The sequence below is a fragment of the Paraburkholderia sp. genome, from assembly GCF_034668105.1.
In the GTDB taxonomy this organism is placed as follows: Bacteria; Pseudomonadota; Gammaproteobacteria; order Burkholderiales; family Burkholderiaceae; genus Paraburkholderia.
Map to the genome: position 1 here is coordinate 1 of NZ_JAXDPY010000333.1, position 2,799 is coordinate 2,799.

A 2,799-nucleotide genomic window follows, 5' to 3' on the forward strand; every position below is an offset into this window, starting at 1 on the left:
AAGAACGGCTCGTCGGCATTGAAGGTTCCCGCGCAGTTCATCGGCTATCAGGGCGACGCGGGCTCCCCTTCCGCCGTCCTGCTCAAACATCACGGCCTGCACTTCGAGATCCAGATCGACGCAACGGACGCCATCGGCAAAACCGATGCCGCGCGCGTGAAAGACGTGCTGATGGAAGCGGCCGTCTCGACGATTATCGATTGCGAAGACTCGGTTGCCGCTGTCGATGCGGCCGACAAGGTCCAGCTTTATCGCAACTGGACCGGTCTCGCGAAAGGCGACCTGTCCGAGCAAGTCACGAAGAACGGCAAGACCTTCACGCGTCGCCTGAACGCCGATCGCCAATACACCGCGCCCGATGGCTCGACTGTGAAGCTGCATGGACGCTCTTTGCTGTTCATCCGCAACGTCGGGCATCTGATGACGAATCCGGCGATCGTCGATCGCGATGGTCGTGAGATTCCCGAAGGCATTCTGGATGCCGTGATGACCTCGCTGGGCTCGATGCACGACCTTCAAAACAAGCTCAATTCGCGGACCGGATCGATTTACATCGTCAAACCGAAGATGCACGGGCCGGCCGAAGTCGCGTTTTCCAATGAGCTGTTCGACCGTGTCGAAGATTTGCTGAGGCTGCCGCGTCATACGATCAAGATGGGCATCATGGACGAGGAGCGCCGCACGAGCGTCAACCTGCAGGCGTGCATCGCAGCGGCATCGGCGCGCGTGGCGTTCATCAATACGGGTTTCCTGGATCGCACCGGCGACGAGATGCACAGCACAATGCAAGCGGGTCCGATGATGCGCAAGGGCGATATGAAATCGTCCGCGTGGATCGCGGCTTACGAGCGTAATAACGTGCTGGCCGGCTTAAGCTCGGGATTGCGCGGACGCGCGCAAATCGGCAAGGGCATGTGGGCGATGCCGGACCTGATGCACGCAATGCTCGAACAGAAGATCGCGCATCCGAAAGCGGGCGCGAACACGGCCTGGGTGCCGTCGCCGACTGCCGCGACGCTGCATGCGCTGCACTACCATCAGGTTGATGTTCAGGCCGTGCAGCAAGAGCTGGAAAAGACCGCTTACGACAGCGTGCGCGATGAACTGCTCGATGGCTTGCTGACGATTCCTGTCGTCGAAAAGGCGCAGTGGTCGCAGGAGGAAATCCGCAACGAAATCGAGAATAACGCGCAGGGGATTCTGGGTTATGTGGTGCGTTGGATCGATCAGGGTGTCGGATGCTCGAAGGTGCCGGATATTCACGATATCGGTCTGATGGAAGACCGCGCGACGCTGCGCATTTCGAGCCAGCACATTGCGAACTGGCTGCATCACGGGGTGGTCTCGGAAGCGCTGGTGAACGAAACGTTCAAGCGCATGGCGAAAGTGGTGGACGCGCAGAACGCTAACGACCCGCAGTACCAGCCCATGACCGGTCACCTGGACACATCGCTTGCGTTCAAGGCGGCGAAGGCGCTGGTTTTTGAAGGGCGGTCGCAACCTAGCGGATATACGGAGCCGTTGCTGCACAAGTTCCGACTTGGCGCGAAGTCGTAGGCGCAGGTCGCAGGACACGTCGACCTCTGGAGGCGACGTGTCTGCAATAGTCGGCCTGCAATAGTCGGCCGCCGGCGCGTTTCCGACCGGCGGCTGTCTATCGCTGTCTGTCTATCGCTGTCAGGATCCGTTCACCGCATCTTTGAATGCCTTGCCCGCCGTGAACTTCACGGTCTTCGCCGCGGGGATCTGGATTTCAGCGCCGGTCGCCGGATTGCGGCCGACGCGTGCGGCACGCGCTCCTGTAGAAAACGATCCGAAGCCGATGAGTTGGACCGTGTCCCCCTTCCTGACCGCGCTCGTGATTGCGCTGGTGAACGCATCGATCGCTTCACCTGTGGCCGCCTTGCTCGCGCCAGTCGCCGCAGCGACTGCATCCACCAATTCCTGTTTGTTCATTGCCGATCCGTTGTTGTGGTTGTGCAATTCTCACCCTACCCGATCGACTCACCCTCGCGCAATCGCGAGCGACGCGCCACCCTCATCATCGCAGGGCGTAGCCGTTCGTAGTTGTCATTGTCAGGCGAGACGAGAACTACAGAATACGTAGCATTTGATACGCAGCGGTTTGCGAAGCTACTGGTCGGCGATAGTTGCTCTCCTGTTGTCGATTTTGCAGCGGTGGAATGCGGTTCGTCGTGAAACATTCAGAAGTTGCTGGCCTGGAAATGTTCCAAGTCCTTGTTTGCGCGGCGTTTTTGGTGCTCCCGCAGTGGTCGTGTAATTGTTTCACGAGGATTCGGAGGATCGATGTGTGAGACCGGCTTCTTGAGTACCGTCTACACGCCACGACGAGCAACGATTCACGTGAGTCGAGATTTGCGCCTAGACGTCGTGTCGCTGCCGCTGTCCCGGCGCTGCGCGAAAAACCCGCTTCGACATGCGGCCCCTTCACTTGCGCGATTCCGAATGGCTTGCCTTTTGATTGAAGGACCGGTCATGAATGCCGGCGTCGTTGAAGATAGATTCCGGCGGGTAGTCGCCGCCATCCTGCCACTTCGGGAACGACCGAGTGTCGAAATTTTCGGCGAGCTTGTTGGCGACCAGCGGCCGTTTCGTCAACGCACGCAGGCCGGCGCTGTCATACCAAGACAGTCGCGAAATCCCATTTAACTATCACATAGAATATGTGATAGTTGATAACTATTAATTAGACGTTTCTGGTCGCTTGTGATATCGAACGAAATTGTCTTCCGCCTGGCGTACCCCGCTTCTCATGAATAGCCATTCATCGGGATCTTC

The 2,799-nt window shown here is 58.5% G+C and carries 2 protein-coding genes; one reads left to right on the plus strand and one right to left on the minus strand.

Annotation, left to right across the window (positions count from 1 at the left end; translation table 11 throughout):
- Positions 1–1,557: malate synthase G (locus tag QOC89_RS15240; RefSeq protein ID WP_323045766.1), on the plus strand; the 1,557-nt coding region annotated here is incomplete at its 5' end.
- A gap of 120 nt (positions 1,558–1,677) precedes the next feature.
- Here the strand turns inward: QOC89_RS15240 and QOC89_RS15245 are convergent.
- Positions 1,678–1,956, minus strand: coding sequence for an HU family DNA-binding protein (locus QOC89_RS15245; RefSeq protein ID WP_323045767.1), 279 nt, complete (start codon positions 1,954–1,956; stop codon positions 1,678–1,680).
- Between the last annotated feature and the right edge of the window lie 843 nt (positions 1,957–2,799).

Coding starts and splice junctions, on each gene's coding strand:
- QOC89_RS15245 (WP_323045767.1), bottom strand. CDS start 1,956: ATGAACAAACAGGAATTGGTGGATGCAGTCGCTGCGGCGACTGGCGCG.